General features: G+C 72.2%; 13 protein-coding genes. 8 read left to right on the forward strand and 5 right to left on the reverse strand.

Features of this window, described 5'->3' with window-relative positions; genetic code table 11:
• The first annotated feature begins 34 nt into the window (after nucleotides 1–34).
• The gene (gene hisS / locus ACN28C_RS17110) at nucleotides 35–1,381 is read left to right on the forward strand and encodes a histidine--tRNA ligase (protein WP_422774427.1); all 1,347 of its coding nucleotides are present in this window, start codon (nucleotides 35–37) and stop codon (nucleotides 1,379–1,381) included.
• Nucleotides 1,382–1,434: 53 nt separating this feature from the next.
• Here the strand turns inward: hisS and ACN28C_RS17115 are convergent, their stop codons facing one another.
• From ACN28C_RS17115 to ACN28C_RS17125, 3 genes are read right to left on the reverse strand one after another with little or no spacing between them, the layout of a single operon-like run.
• Nucleotides 1,435–3,789, reverse strand: a complete 2,355-nt coding sequence (locus ACN28C_RS17115; protein WP_422774428.1) for an FtsX-like permease family protein — start codon at nucleotides 3,787–3,789, stop codon at nucleotides 1,435–1,437.
• Entirely contained in the window at nucleotides 3,786–4,478 is a 693-nt protein-coding gene (locus ACN28C_RS17120) for an ABC transporter ATP-binding protein (RefSeq protein WP_422774429.1), read from the reverse strand. Before ACN28C_RS17120 ends, ACN28C_RS17115 begins: the two co-directional genes overlap by 4 nt.
• Nucleotides 4,475–5,113 (reverse strand): PadR family transcriptional regulator, encoded by a 639-nt coding sequence (locus ACN28C_RS17125; RefSeq protein WP_422774430.1) that lies wholly within the window; start codon nucleotides 5,111–5,113, stop codon nucleotides 4,475–4,477. The genes ACN28C_RS17120 and ACN28C_RS17125 overlap by 4 nt, the downstream gene beginning before the upstream one ends.
• Nucleotides 5,114–5,304: 191 nt before the next feature.
• On the opposite strand from ACN28C_RS17125, the gene urtA reads away from it, so the two are divergent.
• The 6 genes from urtA (at nucleotide 5,305) to ACN28C_RS17155 (ending at nucleotide 12,463) form a co-directional block, all read left to right on the forward strand.
• Nucleotides 5,305–6,528, forward strand: a complete 1,224-nt coding sequence (gene urtA, locus ACN28C_RS17130) for an urea ABC transporter substrate-binding protein (protein ID WP_422774431.1) — start codon at nucleotides 5,305–5,307, stop codon at nucleotides 6,526–6,528.
• 62 nt (nucleotides 6,529–6,590) lie between these two features.
• Complete coding sequence (gene urtB, locus ACN28C_RS17135; protein WP_422774432.1) at nucleotides 6,591–7,472, forward strand: urea ABC transporter permease subunit UrtB; 882 nt, start codon at nucleotides 6,591–6,593, stop codon at nucleotides 7,470–7,472.
• A complete protein-coding gene (urtC, locus tag ACN28C_RS17140; protein WP_422774433.1) occupies nucleotides 7,469–8,761 on the forward strand; it encodes an urea ABC transporter permease subunit UrtC in 1,293 nt (430 codons plus the stop codon). The genes urtB and urtC overlap by 4 nt, the downstream gene beginning before the upstream one ends.
• Nucleotides 8,758–9,525, forward strand: coding sequence for an urea ABC transporter ATP-binding protein UrtD (gene urtD, locus ACN28C_RS17145; RefSeq protein WP_422774434.1), 768 nt, complete (start codon nucleotides 8,758–8,760; stop codon nucleotides 9,523–9,525). Before urtC ends, urtD begins: the two co-directional genes overlap by 4 nt.
• Entirely contained in the window at nucleotides 9,525–10,220 is a 696-nt protein-coding gene (gene urtE / locus ACN28C_RS17150; RefSeq protein WP_422774435.1) for an urea ABC transporter ATP-binding subunit UrtE, read from the forward strand. The genes urtD and urtE overlap by 1 nt, the downstream gene beginning before the upstream one ends.
• Nucleotides 10,221–10,318: 98 nt before the next feature.
• Complete coding sequence (locus ACN28C_RS17155; RefSeq protein WP_422774436.1) at nucleotides 10,319–12,463, forward strand: WD40 repeat domain-containing protein; 2,145 nt, start codon at nucleotides 10,319–10,321, stop codon at nucleotides 12,461–12,463.
• On the opposite strand, the gene ACN28C_RS17160 is transcribed toward ACN28C_RS17155, so the two are convergent.
• Nucleotides 12,439–13,305 (reverse strand): GDSL-type esterase/lipase family protein, encoded by an 867-nt coding sequence (locus ACN28C_RS17160; protein WP_422774437.1) that lies wholly within the window; start codon nucleotides 13,303–13,305, stop codon nucleotides 12,439–12,441. The genes ACN28C_RS17155 and ACN28C_RS17160 overlap by 25 nt on opposite strands.
• 216 nt (nucleotides 13,306–13,521) lie before the next feature.
• On the opposite strand from ACN28C_RS17160, the gene ACN28C_RS17165 reads away from it, so the two are divergent.
• On the forward strand, nucleotides 13,522–14,565 hold the full coding sequence (locus ACN28C_RS17165; RefSeq protein WP_422774438.1) for a S1 family peptidase: 1,044 nt from the start codon (nucleotides 13,522–13,524) through the stop codon (nucleotides 14,563–14,565).
• A gap of 98 nt (nucleotides 14,566–14,663) precedes the next feature.
• Here the strand turns inward: ACN28C_RS17165 and ACN28C_RS17170 are convergent, their stop codons facing one another.
• The gene (locus tag ACN28C_RS17170) at nucleotides 14,664–15,299 is read right to left on the reverse strand and encodes a DUF998 domain-containing protein (RefSeq protein WP_422774439.1); all 636 of its coding nucleotides are present in this window, start codon (nucleotides 15,297–15,299) and stop codon (nucleotides 14,664–14,666) included.
• Nucleotides 15,300–15,319 lie beyond the last annotated feature (20 nt).

Raw genomic sequence — 15,319 nt, forward strand, 5'->3', positions numbered from 1 at the left:
CTCGCGCACTCGCGCGAGCTCCGACAGGAGCGTCATGAGCAAGCCAACACCGATCTCCGGCTTTCCGGAGTGGGCGCCGCCGCAGCGGATGATCGAGCAGTACGTCCTCGACCGGATCCGCCGCACCTTCGAGCTGTACGGCTTCGCGCCGCTGGAGACCCGCGCCGTCGAGCCGCTGGACCAACTCCTCCGCAAGGGTGAGACCTCCAAGGAGGTCTACCTGATCAGCCGCCTCCAGGAGGAGGGGACGGCCCCGGCCGGCGAGGGGAGCCTCGGGTTGCACTTCGACCTGACCGTGCCGTTCGCCCGCTACGTGCTGGAGAACGCCGGTCGGCTGCAGTTCCCGTTCCGGCGCTACCAGATCCAGAAGGTCTGGCGGGGGGAGCGCCCGCAGGAGGGGCGCTACCGCGAGTTCCTCCAGGCCGACATCGACATCGTGGACCGGGACACCCTGCCGCCGCACCACGAGGCCGAGATCCCGCTGGTGATCGGCGACGCCCTCGGCGGCCTGCCGCTCGGCAACGCCGACGGGCGGCTGCCGATCCGGATTCAGGTCAACAACCGCAAGCTGCTGGAGGGCTTCTACCGGGGGATCGGCCTGGCCGACCCGCTGGCGGCGCTGCGCGCGGTGGACCGGCTGGACCGGATCGGGCCGGACGGTGTCGCGGCGCTGCTGGCCGAGACCGCCGGGGCGACCGACGCGCAGGCAAAGGCGTGCCTGGCGCTGGCCGAGATCGCCGCGCCGGACCCGTCCTTCGCCGACGCGGTCCGGGCGCTCGGGGTCAGCGACCCGCTCCTCGACGAAGGGCTGGCCGAGTTGGTCGCGGTGTTGGAGAACGCCGTCGCACACGGCCCCGGGCTCTGTGTGGCCGACCTGCGGATCGCCCGGGGCCTGGACTACTACACCGGCACGGTCTACGAGACCCAACTCCGCGGCTACGAGCGGTATGGCTCGGTCAGCTCCGGCGGGCGCTACGACAACCTGGCCAGCGACGCCAACGCCCGGTTCCCCGGGGTTGGCATCTCGATCGGGGTCACCCGGCTGCTCGGGCTGCTCTTCGGCGCGGAGGCGCTGACCATCTCCCGGAGCGTGCCGACCTGCGTACTGGTGGCGCTGCCGAGCGAGGAACGCCGGCCGGAGAGCAACCGGATCGCCGACGCACTGCGCCGCCGGGGCATCCCGACCGAGGTCTCCCCGTCGGCGGCGAAGTTCGGCAAGCAGATCCGGTACGCCGAGCGGCGCGGCATCCCGTACGTCTGGTTCCCTGGCGCCGAGGGCGCGGCTGACGAGGTGAAGGACATCCGCTCCGGCGACCAGGTCGGGGCGGCGCCGGACGTCTGGCAGCCTCCGGCCGCCGACCTCTGGCCGACGGTCGGCTGACCGCGTGTGTGTGGGGTCGGGGCAGCGCACCCCGACCCCGTGCACACCGCACCTCACTCGCTGCGCAGGCCACCCGGACGCAGCAGTCGCCAGAGTGCCGGCAGGCCCGCCGCCGTCACCAGCAGCACCATCGCCGCCGCGAGCCCGGACATGATGCCGATGCTGGACCAGTCGAGGCGTACGGTCTGGCGGACCATGGTCAGCAGGATGCCGCCGAGCGCCGCGCCGAGCACGATCGCCAGGGCCAGCCCGAGCAGCACCGGCACAGCTGTCTGCCAGAGCACCGACCAGCTCAGCGTGCTGCGCCGGGTGCCGAAGGCGACCAGCACGGCGAGGCTGCGCCGACGTTCCCGCAACTGTTCGAGGATGCCGACCAGCAGGCTCGCGCCGAGCAGCAGCAGGGTGGCGACCACCCCGATGTAGAGCCCTCGGCGGATCTCGGCGAACCGGTCGACCTCCTCGGTCGCGTTGATCTCCTGGACCCGTACGCCGGGCGTGCCGAGAGGGAGCGCGGCGTTGCGGACCCGCTCGATCGTCTCCGGCCGGGCCGGGTCCAGGCCCAGGTAGATGCGGGTGCGGGCGTGCAGCCCGTCGAGCCGGCTCAGCCCCACCGCGCCGGGAGTGGCGAGGATCGCGGTCATCAGGCTGCCGCCGGGATCCGGCCGGGCCGTGACCGGGCGGATGCCGCCCGGGATCGTCCAGCGGGCCGCAGTGGCCGGGTCGTCACCGATCTCGACCTGCTGGCCGGCCCGGGGCAGCGGCGTCGGGTTCGCGGCGGCCGTCTCCTCGTCGCGGGCGGCGAAGAGGTCGCCGTCGGCGCAGCGGTCCAGGGTGGCCAGTTCGCGCAGGGCCGCGCAGTCGCCGATCCGCAGCAGGTGGGACGGGTGGTAGCCGTCCGTCTCGCGCGGCGCGTCGACCGCCGTGACCGAGGTGTCGAGGGTGGCGACGACCGTCCGGACCCCGTCGACCGAGCGGAACCGGTCGACGAACTCGCCGGCCTCGGCCGGGGCCAGCGACCGGGGCGTGACGACCATCGCCTGCGCCCGGCTCGGATCCTGTCCGGTGAGCCGGACGTAGTCGTGCTGGATCCCGGCGAAGAGCATCTGCAACGCGATCCCGCCGGCCACGGCCACCGCGACCCCGCTGACCATCCGGCCCGAGGACTCGCCGTCCAGCTGCAGCCGGCGGAGCGCGAGCTGCCACGACACGGCGCCACCGGCCAGCCGGCCGACCACCGCCTCGACCAGCCAGGGCAGCAGCGCGGTGACCCCGACGAGCACCAGCAGCACGCCGCCGACCACCTGGGTCTGGTTGAAGCTGCCGCCACCCTGGTCGATCCGGCCGAGCATCGGCAGCAACAGCACGGCACCGGCGACGGGCAGCGCCAGCCGCCACCAGAGCCGGCGCCGCCGGCTGGCCGCCCGGCGTACGACGCCGAGCGGCTCGATGACGACCCGGCGGAGCGCGAGCTGGGTGACCGCGAGCGCGGTGACCGGCACCGTCAGGGCGATGAGCGCGGCGAGCACCGGAACGGGTCGGACGTCCTCGGCGAAGACGCTGATCTGCCGGACGGTGACCAGTTCGACGAGTTGCCGGCCGGCGAGGAAGAAGATCGCGCCGGCCAGCAGCCCGAGCATCGCCCCGACAAGCGCTTCGCCGGCCGCGATCCGCCGGGTCATCGCGGTGTCCGCGCCGACCAGTCGGAGCGCGGCGAGCCGCCGGTCCCGGGCCTCCCCGCCGAACCGGACCGCCGCGGCGACGAAGACCGCGATCGGCAGCAGCAGCACCACGAAAATGATCAGGACCAGCAGCGTGAGTACCGGGTCGAGTCCTTCCCGCTCGTCACGGCTGCCGAAGTGGTCGATCCGCATCACGTCGTCGCCGGGCCGGAGCCGGTCGCTGCCGAGATAGTAGGCGTACTCGTTCGGCCCGGCGAGGCCGGCGTCGGCGATGGTCCCGACCACCGGACGGTCCAGCCGGGGGCGCAGCAGCGCGCCCTCGGGGGAGTCGAGCAGCCGGGCCAGCGCCGGGGAGACCACCAGCTCGCCCGCTCGGGGGAGCGTGGTCAGTCCCGGCGGGACCGGCGGGTTGGCGCCGTCCGGCTGGAGCAGCCGTCCCCGGACCGGCACGTCCCGGAAGACGGTGTCGACCTCCGCCACCAGCAGGGTGTCGTCGCCGGCCGGCGGTTGCGGGGCACCGAAGAACTGGTCGTCACGGGCGGAGATCCGTTCCGACCGCGCCGCCAGCATGTCCGGGATCGCGGTGGTGGCCAGCAGCAGGGCCACGCCGAGCCCCACCCCGACCGCGGTCATCAGGGTCCGGAGCAGTCCATTACGCCCGCCGGCGAAGACCAGCCGGGCACCGAGGGCCAGGTCGGCGGTCCAGCCCGGAACCCGCCGCCGGCTCATCGCGGCACCAGCACGGTCTCGCGGGTACGGCCGTCGCGCACCACCACCTCGCGATCGGCGTACGCGGCGACCCGTGGCTCGTGGGTGACCAGCACCACCGCCGCGCCCGTCTCCCGGGCGGCCTGGGTGAGCAGCGTCATCACCTGCTCGCCGTTGAGCGAGTCCAGGGCTCCGGTCGGCTCGTCGGCGAAGACCACCCGCGGTGCGGTCACCAGGGCGCGGGCGACGGCGATCCGCTGCCCCTGCCCGCCGGAGATCTCGCCGGGGCGCTGTCCGGCCACGTCGGTGACCTCCAGCCGGGCCAGCCACTCCGCCGCCCGGCGCTCGGCCTCGCGGCGGCGTACGCCGTCCAGCCGCAGCGGCAGCGCGACGTTCTCCAGGCAGGTCAGTTCGGGGACGAGCTGACCGAACTGGAAGACGAAGCCGAAGTCGCCCCGGCGCAGCGCGCTGCGCTCGGTGTCGGACATCGCGGAGAGTTCCCGGTCGCGGTAGCGGACCTGGCCGGCGTCCGGCCGGACGATCCCGGCCAGGCAGTGCAGCAGTGTCGACTTGCCGGAGCCGGAGGGCCCCATCACGGCCACCATCTCGCCGGCCTGGACCGCCAGGCTCGCCCCCTCCAGCGCCGGGGTCGCCCCGTACGCCTTGTGCAGGTCGATCGCGGCGAGCAGCGGCTGCTCCTCGGCACTCATGCCGGCACCTCCCGTCCGCTCTGCTCCCCGCCCGACGCCGGACGGGCGGACCTGCCCGGTGTAGGTCCCGCCGCGCCGCTCGATGCCGGGTCCGTGCGCCGGCCGGCCGGGACGGCGCCCAGGGTCGCGGCGAGCTGGTCGAGCCGGGCGGCGGTGAGTTCCAGCCACCGCAGGTCGGCCTCCAGGTGAAAGAGGGCGAAGTCGCAGATGAGCTGGTCGGCGAGGTCGCCGTCGGTCTTGCGCCGGGTCAGCTCGCGCATCAGCCGCAGGTGCTCGGTGCGCTGCACGTCGAGGATGTCGGCGGCGTCGCGGCCGGTGAGCAGCCCGAGCACCACCTTGGCGTAGAGGGTGTTCTGCAGGTAGGTGTCGGGCTTCTCCGGCTGCGCCAACCACCGTTGTACGTCGGTGACCCCGGCGGCCGTGATCGCGTAACGCTTGCGTTCCGGGCCGGCGCCCGGCTCGACCCCGTCGACCTCGACCAGGCCGCCGCGAAGCAGCCGGGCCAGCGTCGAGTAGACCTGCCCGTAGTGCAGCGGGCGGCCCTGGCCGAACCGTTCGTCGTAGACCCGTTTCAGCTCGTAGCCGTGCCGGGGGCTGGCCTCCAGCAGGCCCAGGAAAGTCTGTCCGATCGACATGAGGGCTACTCTACATCATGCGTATACACGTGATGTATAGCGAGGGTGGGTACTCGCTCCGTAACCTCGTTGATCCACTGCGTTGTGAGGGTTCCTTAACACGGCAGACATCGATGCACTCAGATTCATGAAATCCTTCATTCCTACGGTTCGTGGCACTACGCAGCAGCTTGGCGAAAGGGGTACGGCGGATGCCACGAGGCGTACGGAAACGGCTGGTCATGCTGGCCGCGGCGGCGACGCTGCTCGCCGCGGGCGGTTGTGCCGAAGATCCGACGACGGCGTCGGGTGCTGGCAGTGGTAGCACCATCAAGGTCGGCATCCTGCACTCGTTGAGCGGCACCATGGCGATCAGCGAGGTGACCGTACGGGATGCCGAACTGCTCGCCATCGAGGAGATCAACGCAACCGGCGGGGTGCTCGGCAAGAAGATCGAGCCCGTCGTGGAGGACGGCGCCTCGGACTGGCCCACCTTTGCCGAGAAGGCGCAGAAGCTCATCTCGCAGGACAGGGTCGCCACCGTCTTCGGCGGCTGGACCTCGGCCAGCCGCAAGGCGATGCTGCCGGTCTTCGAGCGCAACAGGGCGCTGCTCTGGTATCCGGTGCAGTACGAGGGGCTGGAGAGCTCGGAGTACATCTTCTACACCGGTGCGACCACCAACCAGCAGATCGTGCCCGGCCTGGACTACCTGAAGGAACAGGGCAAGAAGAGCATCTTCCTGGTCGGCAGCGACTACGTCTTCCCGCGTACCGCAAACAAGATCATCAAGGCGTACGCGGCGGCGAACGGGATGACGGTGCTCGGCGAGGAGTACACCCCGCTGGGACACACCGAGTACAGCACCGTGGTGAACAAGCTCCAGCAGGCCCAGCCGGACGCCGTCTTCAACACCCTCAACGGGGACAGCAACGTCGCCTTCTTCAAGCAGCTCCGCAGCAGCGGCATCACCGCCGAGGCGATGCCGACCGTCTCGGTCAGCGTCGCCGAGGAGGAGGTCGTCGGCATCGGTCCGGAGAACGTCGCCGGCCACCTGGTCGCCTGGAACTACTACCAGACCACCGCCGGCGCCCGGAATGAGAAGTTCGTGCAGGCGTTCAAGGCCAAGTACGGCGCCAACAAGGTCACCTCCGACCCGATGGAGGCCGGCTACAACGCCGTCTACCTCTGGGCCGAGGCGGTCAAGAAGGCCGGCAGCGTGGAGGTGGAGGCGGTGAAGAAGGCCGCGGGCGGCATCTCGCTTGAGGCCCCGGAGGGGACCGTCACGATCGACGGCGAGAACCAGCACGTCTTCAAGACCGCCCGGATCGGCCTGGTGCAGCCGGACGGCCAGATCAAGGAGGTCTGGAACTCCGGGGCGCCGATCAAGCCGGATCCCTACCTGAAGGGCTACCCGTGGGCCGCCGGCCTCTCCTGAGCTGACCGGCGGGACCGACGGACGACCGACTGACGGCCGCGAACCGGACGGAGGCGCCGGCCATGGCGACACTCAACCAACTCGTGATCGGGGCGAGCATCGGAGCGGTGCTGCTCCTGATCGCGCTCGGTCTGACCTTCACCTTCGGCCAGATGGGCGTGATCAACATGGCCCACGGCGAGTTCATCATGGCCGGCGCCTACACCGCCTACCTGCTGCAACCGCTGGTCGGTACGCAGTCGGTGGTGGTCGCCCTGCCGGTGGCGTTCGGCGTCGCCGGGCTGATGGGGCTGATCCTCGAACGGCTGGCCATCCGGCACTTCTACGGAAGGCCGCTGGACACCCTGCTGCTCACCTGGGGGATCAGCCTCCTCCTGCAACAGGTCGCCCGGGACATCTTCGGCGCGCCCAACGTGCAGGTACGCGCACCGGGCTGGCTCACCGGCGGACTCGACCTCGGCGGCGTGCGGCTGCCGTACAACCGGGTCTTCATCATGGTGCTCGCAGTCGGCTGTGTGGTGGCGATCTGGCTCTACCTGACCCGGCTGCGGCACGGCCGCCGGATGCGCGCGGTGATGCAGAACCGGCAGCTCGCCGCGGTCAGCGGGGTGGCTACCGAACGGGTCGACCAGCTCACCTTCTTCATCGGATCCGGCCTGGCCGGGGTGGCCGGGGTGGCGCTCACCCTGATCGGCCCGGTCGGGCCGACCCTGGGCACCAACTACATAGTGGATGCGTTCCTGGTCGTCGTCGCCGGCGGACTCGGCCAGCTCCGGGGCGCGGTCATCGCCGCCTTCGCCCTCGGCATCCTGAACAGCTTCGTCGAATTCTGGGTCGACAACGGCGCCAGTTTCGCCAAGGTGGTGGTGTTCGCCGTGATCATCGCGTTCCTCCAGCTCCGCCCGCAGGGGATGTTCGTCGTCCGCAGCCGGGCGCTGTCATGACCGGGGCCCTCGCCACCACGAACGGGCGGACGTCGCGCGCCACGGCCGGCCCGCCACGGCGGCGGTTGGCCGGGCCGGCGCTCTTCGTCGGGGTGGGCCTGCTGCTGCTCCTGGTCGCGCCGGCGGTGCTCTCGCCGTTCCGGCTGGACCTGCTCGGCAAATATCTCTGCTATGCCATCGTCGCGGTCGGGATCGGCCTGGCCTGGGGGCGGGGCGGCATGCTCACCCTCGGCCAGGGCGTCTTCTTCGGCCTCGGCGGCTACGCCATGGGGATGCACCTCAAGCTGCGCGAGGCGGGCCCCGGCGGGCTGCCGGACTTCATGGTCTGGAGCGGGGTGGAGAGTCTGCCGGCGCTCTGGCGGCCCTTCGCCAACCCGGTCTTCGCGCTCGCCATGGTGGTGGTACTGCCGGTCACCGTCGCCGTCCTGCTCGGCCTGCTGGTCTTCCGGCAGCGGGTCCGGGGCGCCTACTTCGCGGTGCTCTCCCAGGCGCTGGCCGCCGCCTTCGTGATCCTGCTCGTCGGTCAACAGGGGCTGACCGGCGGCACCAACGGGCTGACCAACTTCCAGATGTTCTACGGCCTCGACCTCTATCAGCCGGGCGACAAGCGCATCCTCTATCTGGTCGTGGTCGCCGTGCTCGGGGTGATGTTCCTGCTCGCCTGGCAGTTGAGCCGTAGCCGCTTCGGGCAGTTGCTGGTGGCCGTCCGCGACGGCGAGGACCGGGTGCGCTTCCTCGGCTACGAGCCGGCCGTGGTGAAGACCATCGCCTTCGCCGTCTCGGCCGGGATGGCCGGGATCGCCGGTGCCCTCTTCGTGCCGATGGTCGGCCTGCTCAGCCCGGCCAACCTGGGCATCGTCGCCTCGCTGGAACTGCTGATCGGGGTGGCGATCGGCGGACGGTTCTCGCTGGCCGGGGCGGTCGGCGGGGCGCTGCTGGTCAACTACGCCAAGACCATCTTCAGCGAGGAGTCGGCGGACAACTGGATCTACCTCCAGGGCGCGATGTTCGTGGTGGTGATGATCTGGGCGCCGCGCGGGCTCGCCGGGCTCGCCGCCGACGCCCGGGCCGCGGTCGCGCACCGGCGCCGCCGAACCGTGCCGGCCGCCGCCACGGCGACGACCCCTCCGGGTACGTCGGTACCGGACGGTTCCGTCGACCGCGTCGGGCCGGCGGACGCCCCCGATCCGGCCGACGTCACGGAACCGCTGGACGACCCCGCCGCGGTGGAGCGCACCGGGCCGGGAGTGCCGGCGGTGGCCGCGAAGCGGGGGGAGGAGTCGGCATGACCGAGCTGTTGCAGGTGCGCGGGCTCAACGTGGTCTTCTCCGGCTTCCGGGCGATCACCGACCTCGACCTCACCGTCGGCGCCGGGGAGCTGCGCTTCCTGATCGGGCCGAACGGGGCCGGGAAGACCACCCTGATCGACGTGATCACCGGCCTGACCAGACCGGCCTCCGGCTCGGTGCGGTTCGCCGGCGAGGAGATCGTCGGCCGGCGGGAACACCAGATCGTCCGGCTCGGCATCGGCCGTACCTTCCAGACCTCGGTGGTCTTCGAGCAGTTGACCGTACTGGAGAACCTGGACCTCGCGGCGACGTTCCGGCGACCGCTCGGCGCGCTGCTGCGCAGGCGGCGGGGAGTCGCCGACCAGGTGGCGCAGGCGCTGGACACCACCGGTCTGGCCGAGCTGGCGAACCGCCCGGCGGGAGTTCTCTCGCACGGGCAGCGGCAGTGGCTGGAGATCGGGATGCTGCTCGCCCAGCGACCCAGCCTGCTGTTGCTGGACGAGCCGGTCGCCGGGATGAGCCGGGACGAGCGGGCCCGGACCGGCGAGTTGCTCCGGCAGGTGGCCCGGGAGCACACCGTGGTGGTGGTCGAGCACGACATGGACTTCCTGCGCCGGTTCGCCAGCACCGTCACGGTGCTGCACGAGGGGCGGCTGCTCTGCGAGGGGACGGTGGCCCAGGTGCAGGCCAATCCCCGGGTGCAGGAGGTCTATCTCGGCCGGACCCGCAAGGAGAGTGCCGACCTGGTCAAGGAGGCGTCGTGATGCTGAGTGTGCAGGGCCTGGACGTGGCGTACGGGCGGGCGCAGGTGCTCTTCGGGGTGGACCTGTCGGTGCCGGCCGGCTCCCTGGTCTGCGTGATGGGGCGCAACGGGGTGGGCAAGACGACCCTGCTGAAGGCGATCATGGGCGTCCTGCCGGTCCGTGCCGGCCGGATCCAGTTCGCCGGGACGGAGATCACCGGACTGAAGACGCACGAGCGGGTGCGTCGCGGGCTCGGTTACGTGCCGCCCGGTCACGAGACTTTTCCGCAGCTCACCGTCGGGGAGAACCTCCAGGTGGCGGCGGAGGCGGCCGGCGAGGTCAGCCGGGGCGCGGTGGACGAGGCATTCGACCTGTTCCCGGCGCTGCCGGCGCTGCGGGCACGCCGGGCCGGCTTCCTCTCCGGCGGTCAGCAACAGCAGCTCGCCATCGCCCGCGCCCTGGTCAGCCGCCCGAAGATGCTGCTGCTGGACGAGCCGACCGAGGGCATCCAGCCGTCGATCATCCTGGAGATCGAGGAGGCGATCCAGCGGCTGCACAAGGAACTCGGACTCGCCATCCTGCTGGTCGAGCAGTATCTGGAGCTGGCACTCCGGCTCGCCGACCAGTTTGTGATCCTGGACGCCGGGGAGGTGGTCCGGGCCGGTGACCGGGCCGACCTGCGCGACCCGTCGGTGCACTCGCTCCTCTCGGTGTAGCCGCGCGGGGCGCGGGACAGCCGGCGGATCGCGTGTCCGGTATGCCGCTCCTTTCGCGCTGGCGGAGCCGGGCGCGGCCCCGCACTACACTCCGGTGAATGGTCGACCCGGCCTGGACCGGCCGGCCGCTCTGGACCTGGAGCCCCGCCGGTCGGCAACCACGACCGCTGCCGGCGCGGCCCGGCCCTTACCAGCCCGTGCCGGCCTGGGTCACCGCGCTGGCCGGCTTCACCGACGACCGGACCGGCCGGCCGCGCGCACTGGTCACCAGCTACGCCGGGGCGCGGGTGGTGCTCGACCTGCTCGGCGGCGACCTTGCCGGCGCCGTGGACGACCGGGCCCACGCGCGGGTCTCCGCGATCACCCGGATCGACGGCGAGCAGCTGATCGTCTCGGGGGCCGGAGCAGGCTACCTCCAGGTCAGCGACCTCGACAGTGGACGGTCACGTTGGCGGCAGTGGTGTGGGGACGTACGGTCGCTGGCCACCGTCATGCTGGCCGGTCGCCCGCTGGCGGTGCTGACCGGCGGATCGCCACGCCTGGAGATCTGGTCGCTCGGCACCGACTCGGGCGTGCGACTGCGCACACTGCGTACCGGCGGCGGGCGGATCAGCGTGCTGGCCGCGACCGAGGCGGGGGAGAGCGCCGTGCTGGCGGTCGGCACCAGCGGCGGCCGGCTCCCGCTCTGGCGGCTGGAGTGGGCGGCGGGCGACGAGATCCGGGCCGAGCCACTCGGTGAGCCTGCCTTCGAGGTCTCCAGCCTGGTCACGGCCGTCGACTTCGCAACCTGGCGGGATCGACCGGTACTGCTCGGCGCCGCCGGACGGGTGGCCCGGGCCTGGGACCCGGTCGACGGGCAACCGCTCGGTCCACCGTTCGTCGAGCACACCGGTCAGGTCAACTCCGTCGTACCGGGCTGGCTCGACGACCGGCCGGTGCTGTGGAGCGGCGACGATGCGACCGTGCGGGCCTGGTTGCCGGAGAGCGGGCGGCAAGTGGCGGCGTTCCGCTACCCGTACGAGGCGGCGCCGACCCGGACGATCGCGGTCGAGATCGCCGGGCGGTCGATGCTGGCCACCGGGGACGGGGCGGGCCTGGTCTGGGTCTGGGATCCCGAGCGGCCCTACCCGTTCCGGCCCGATCCGCTGCCGGCGGCGCACGCTGCCGCGCCGGATGCCGGAAGCGTCGACGAGGTGGGGCCGGCCGCCGTTGCCGGACCGACCAGGTGCCTCGCCGTCGCCGGTCGGCCCGCCGGGCAGGTGCTGCTCGCCGGGCCGGTGCGCGGACTTGCCGGCTCGGTCGCCGGGCCGGTGCGCGGGTTCGATCCGGTGACCGGGGTCGAGGTCCGGCTGCCTCTCGACGGAGTCCCCGGGGGTGTGGCGCTGGTGGCGGGAACCGCGCCCTTGCTGGCCGCCCCCGAAGCGGAGCACCTGGCGCTCTGGGACCCGACCAGCGGGAAGCGGATCGGCGCGGTACCGGTCGGCACGGGCGGCGCGACGGTGCACGCCGCCGCGGGGCTGGCCTCGGGCCGCCCGATGTTGCTGGTGGCGGCCGGGACGGCGCTGTTCCGGATGGACCCTGCGACCGGCCAGCTGACCGGCCCGGTGACCGGGCACCCGGCTCCGATCCGGGCGGTGGCGGTCGGCGAGCTGGTGGGCGTACCGGTCGGGCTGACCGCCGCCGAGGACGACGCCGTACGGCTCTGGCAGCTCGACGATCGGGGAGTGCCCGGATGGCGGGTGCTGGACGGGCACGGCGGGGCCGCGTACGCCGCGCTGGCCGCGACGGTTGACGGGCGCGGCCTGGTGTTCGGGGCGGGCCGCAACGGGCAGGTCCGCTCCGTCGACGTGACCGACCTGCTGCGTTCGCGGCGCGCCGGAGCCGGGTCCGGTCAGGCAGGTCGGGCGCTCGCCGAGCTGCTGCCGGAGCCGGCCGTGGTGCTGACCGCCACCGGCCCGGTACGCTCGCTCGCCGTCGTCCCCGCCGGCCGGACCACCTGGCTGGTGGCGGCCGACGGGAGCGTGCTGCGATGGCAGCTCCTCGGGCACCCGGGGACGCCCGGCCAGACGATCGACCTGGGCGCCCCGGTGACGGACCTCGTGGCGCTGCCGGAGCTTCTGGCCGTGGCGATCGGAGACGGTCTGCTCGGCTACCGGCCTCCGCCGGACCCGACCCGACCTCCCGGCAAGCTCTCGCGATTCACGCCGTCCGGCGGCGGTTACCAGCCGAAGCCGGCGTCGTAGGAGATCCCGGCCAGCACCCGCTGCCCGGAGGCGTTCGGGTGGAAGTAGTCCCAGCCGGAGAGCTGGCCCAGCGTGAACGGATAGCTGAAGACGGCGTTGCCGTCGAAGAGGCAGTTCGGCCCGTACGCGGCGCAGGCCTGGGCGAGCTGTGTGTTGTAGTCGACCACCCGTTGGCGTACCCGGCTGCGCCGGTCGGCGTCGGCCTGGGCGTTCGAGGTCGGGTTGGCCAGCATGGACTGGCAGATCCCGAAGAGCGACCACGCCGTCCGGGCGGCGAGGTTGCCCCGCGCGACCGACCAGAGCCGCTGGATGTCGGGGACGCTGATCACGAACACCCGGGCCTCCGGCAGGCCGGAGCGCAGCCGGTTGAGTGCGGCGTCGATGTTGTTCCGGAACGTGCTGACCGGCGTCATGCTCGACTCGGAGCTGGTGCAGGCGTCGTTGGCGCCGATCAGCATCGTCACGTAGCCGACGCCCTGTGAGACGGCGGTGCCGGCCTGGCCGGCCATGTCCGCGGACGTGGCGCCGGAGCGTCCGTCGTTGTGGTTGCGCCCGTTGATCGCCGGGTTCGCCGTGCGGATGCGCAGGTAGTGGCTGTTCACCTCGGCGTCGTCGCCGGTGCTGAACGAGCGGGACGGGCAGTCGACGTACCAGCCGCAGGCGTTGAAGCCCCGGGTGATCGAGTCACCCAGGCTGGCCATCGAGGCGGGCGGTGGGCCGGGGTCGGCGTGCGCGGGGGCGGCGACGAGTCCGATCGAGGTGACGAGGACGGCGGCGGTGAGGACGGCGGCGGTGAGGAGGGTGGCGAGGGTGCTGGCGGGGGTGCGGCGGGTAGCGGACATGGCGGCCTCCGGATCGCGGTTGCCTGGGTCTGCTGGGGGTGTGGGGAGATCATATAGATAGATGTGAGTCTTCACAATGGATGTGACCATAAGGCGAACGCCCGGTTGCAGGCGATATGTTTGGTCTCTTGTTCACGATCTCAAATGTATGAATACTCGTTGACGATGTGCCGGCTCGGCGCAGACACCTCCAAACCCCCCAATGGGAGGCAGCACATGCGACCCACAAGGTCTTCGATCCGCCTTGTCGCGATCGCGTCAGCGACCGGGGCACTCGTCGCCGGCATGCTGATCGGCGTACCCGCGCAGGCTGCTCCGGTCGCGTCTCCGGAGGCCGCGACGGCGCTCTCCGAGCGGCTGGGCGCCCGGTCCGCCGGCACCTACCTGGACTCCACCGGCAAGATGGTGGTGACCGTGACCGACGAGGCGGCGGCCCGCCAGGTCCGGGCGTCCGGGGCGGTGGCCCGGCTCGTGGCCCGCGGCTCCGCCGAACTGTCCCAGGTCACCGCCGAGCTGGACCGTTCCGCCAGGATCCCCGGCACCGCGTGGTACGTCGACCCGATGACCAACCAGGTCGCCGTCGACGTGGACAGCACGGTCACCGGTGCCAAGCTGGCCAAGATCAAGGCCGTCACCGCCCGGTTCGGCGGGGCGGTGCGCATCCAGTCGATCCCCGGCACGCTGAGCACCACCATCTCCGGCGGCCACGCGATCTACACCGGCGGCAGCCGCTGCTCGCTCGGCTTCAACGTGCGCAGCGGCAGCACCTACTACTTCCTGACCGCCGGCCACTGCACCAACGCCGGGGCGAACTGGTCCAACAGCTCGGGAGGTTCGGTGATCGGCACCCGGGCCGGCAGCAGCTTCCCCGGCAACGACTACGGCATCGTCCGCTACGCCAGCGGCATCGCCCAGCAGCCCGGCGACGTCTACCTCTACAGCGGCTACCGGGACATCACCGGGGCGGCCAACCCGAGCGTCAACCAGTCCGTGCAGCGCAGCGGCAGCACCACCGGGCTGCGCAGCGGCCGGGTGACCGCGCTGAACGCCACCGTCAACTACTCGGGCAGCGGCACCGTCTCCGGGCTGATCCGGACCACCGTCTGCGCCCAGCCGGGCGACAGCGGCGGCCCGCTCTTCGCCGGAAGCACGGCCCTCGGCCTGACCTCGGGCGGCAGCGGCAACTGCACCTCCGGCGGCACGACCTACTTCCAGCCGGTCGTCGAGGCGCTCAACGCGTACGGCGTGAGCATCTACTGATCGAGCCGTTCGGGTGACGGCAGCGCGCCGGTAGCCCGGTGAACCGAAACGTCTGCTGCACCGTGATGCCAGGGAGTCGTCGTGACGACTCCCTGGCATCACGCTGATTGGGAGATGTGCCGGCCGGCGGCGGCCGTGCCCCGGCGCAGGCCGATGAGGACCACGACGAGCGGCCAGAGCGCCTCCAGGCCGGCCGTGACCCGTTCGGCCAGTCCCGCCGTCGGGCCGTCCGGCAGTTGCAGCGCGAGCCACAGCCCCGACCCGAGCATCACGGCGCTGGCGGTGAAGGCCACCGGAAGCCGCAGCGGCCAGGGCCGGCCGGTGCGGCGACCGGGACGGTGCGACCAGCGGAGTGCGGCCACGCTCGGCCAGGTCGCCAGGGCGACGAACGCGATCACGGCGGCGATCCCGTGCACGGGTGGAGTGACCGAGTCGACCTTCGGGACCAGCGCCACCACGATGGTCGCCGCGCCCCCGCCGCCGTAGACCAGCCGGCCGGCGAGCGGCACGAAGCGCAGGCCGACGGCGGTCACCAGGTGCGCCACGCCGAGGCCGGCGAGGCAGACGACCAGGATCAGCCGGTCGATCATGCCGTACGAGGAGAGTTGGCTGATGGTGTCCGCGACCGGGTCGTACCCCGGTGGTTGGCGTACCGCCGCCAGGGTCCACCCGACGGCCAACAGCACCGGGGCCGCCACCGAGGAGAGCACTCCCCACCAGGGCACCGCAGGCATGGCATCACCCTACGTGCAGG

The sequence above is a fragment of the Plantactinospora sp. WMMC1484 genome (assembly GCF_049315195.1).
Classification (GTDB): Bacteria; Actinomycetota; Actinomycetes; order Mycobacteriales; family Micromonosporaceae; genus Plantactinospora.

Excerpts from the sequence above, each read along its gene's own strand:
- hisS (WP_422774427.1), top strand. The coding sequence starts at position 35 with ATGAGCAAGCCAACACCGATCTCCGGCTTTCCGGAGTGGGCGCCGCCG.
- ACN28C_RS17115 (WP_422774428.1), bottom strand. The coding sequence starts at position 3,789 with ATGAGCCGGCGGCGGGTTCCGGGCTGGACCGCCGACCTGGCCCTCGGT.
- ACN28C_RS17120 (WP_422774429.1), bottom strand. The coding sequence starts at position 4,478 with ATGAGTGCCGAGGAGCAGCCGCTGCTCGCCGCGATCGACCTGCACAAG.
- ACN28C_RS17125 (WP_422774430.1), bottom strand. The coding sequence starts at position 5,113 with ATGTCGATCGGACAGACTTTCCTGGGCCTGCTGGAGGCCAGCCCCCGG.
- urtA (WP_422774431.1), top strand. The coding sequence starts at position 5,305 with ATGCCACGAGGCGTACGGAAACGGCTGGTCATGCTGGCCGCGGCGGCG.
- urtB (WP_422774432.1), top strand. The coding sequence starts at position 6,591 with ATGGCGACACTCAACCAACTCGTGATCGGGGCGAGCATCGGAGCGGTG.
- urtC (WP_422774433.1), top strand. The coding sequence starts at position 7,469 with ATGACCGGGGCCCTCGCCACCACGAACGGGCGGACGTCGCGCGCCACG.
- urtD (WP_422774434.1), top strand. The coding sequence starts at position 8,758 with ATGACCGAGCTGTTGCAGGTGCGCGGGCTCAACGTGGTCTTCTCCGGC.
- urtE (WP_422774435.1), top strand. The coding sequence starts at position 9,525 with ATGCTGAGTGTGCAGGGCCTGGACGTGGCGTACGGGCGGGCGCAGGTG.
- ACN28C_RS17155 (WP_422774436.1), top strand. The coding sequence starts at position 10,319 with ATGGTCGACCCGGCCTGGACCGGCCGGCCGCTCTGGACCTGGAGCCCC.
- ACN28C_RS17160 (WP_422774437.1), bottom strand. The coding sequence starts at position 13,305 with ATGTCCGCTACCCGCCGCACCCCCGCCAGCACCCTCGCCACCCTCCTC.
- ACN28C_RS17165 (WP_422774438.1), top strand. The coding sequence starts at position 13,522 with ATGCGACCCACAAGGTCTTCGATCCGCCTTGTCGCGATCGCGTCAGCG.
- ACN28C_RS17170 (WP_422774439.1), bottom strand. The coding sequence starts at position 15,299 with ATGCCTGCGGTGCCCTGGTGGGGAGTGCTCTCCTCGGTGGCGGCCCCG.